Here is a 717-nt window from a genome sequence, read left to right as displayed (position 1 = left end):
CTAGAGCGTGTCTGCTATTTACGGACGCGATGATGAATGACGAGCGCAGCGAAGAGTACGCCACCGAGGAAGGTGGTGGCGTACTTGTCGTAGCGAGTGGCGATGCCGCGCCACTGCTTGAGACGCCCGAAACCACGCTCGACGGTGTTGCGTTCGCGGTAGCGGTCCTTGTCGAAGGCCGGCGGTCGACCCCCGTCCGATCCTTTCGTCTTGCGACGTCGGATCTGGTCGCGGCGTTCGGGGATGGTGTGCGAGATTCTGCGTTCCCGCAGGTTCTTTCGGGTGCTCGGGTGCGAGTACGCCTTGTCGGCCAGCAGGCGGAACGCTGCGGTGTCGTGGGCGCGGTGCGCGTCGAGCAGCGGCGCCAGGTAGGGGTTGTCGCCTGCCTGTCCCGGCGAGAGCAGCAGCGTCAGCGGGCAGCAGAAGGTGTCGGTGAGGGCGTGGATCTTGGTGCTCAGCCCGCCGCGGGAGCGGCCGAGTGCGTGGTCGGCGGGTTCGTTGGCCAGATTCTTGTCATTCGACCGAGCCCCCTGTGTGCGCATCGGTCAGGGCGCCGGCCGAATGCTGGTGGGCGCGGACAATCGTCGAGTCGATCGACAGCAGACGTTCGAGCTGTTCCTCTCGTTCGGGGGCTGCCGCCCGCACCGCGGCGAACATCCGGATGTAGGTGCCGTCGTCGGACCAGCGGCGATGCCGTTCCCAGATCGACTGCCACGG

At 66.7% G+C, this 717-nt stretch carries 1 pseudogene; it reads right to left on the bottom strand.

The window, feature by feature from the left end:
- Positions 1 to 14: 14 nt before the first annotated feature.
- Positions 15 to 717: pseudogene (locus QM806_RS40920) on the bottom strand (IS5 family transposase); the annotation flags it as partial.

It is taken from the genome of Rhodococcus sp. IEGM 1351 (assembly GCF_030056875.1).
Classification (GTDB): Bacteria; Actinomycetota; Actinomycetes; order Mycobacteriales; family Mycobacteriaceae; genus Rhodococcus_F; species Rhodococcus_F opacus.
This window is presented reverse-complemented; position numbering and strand designations above follow the sequence as displayed.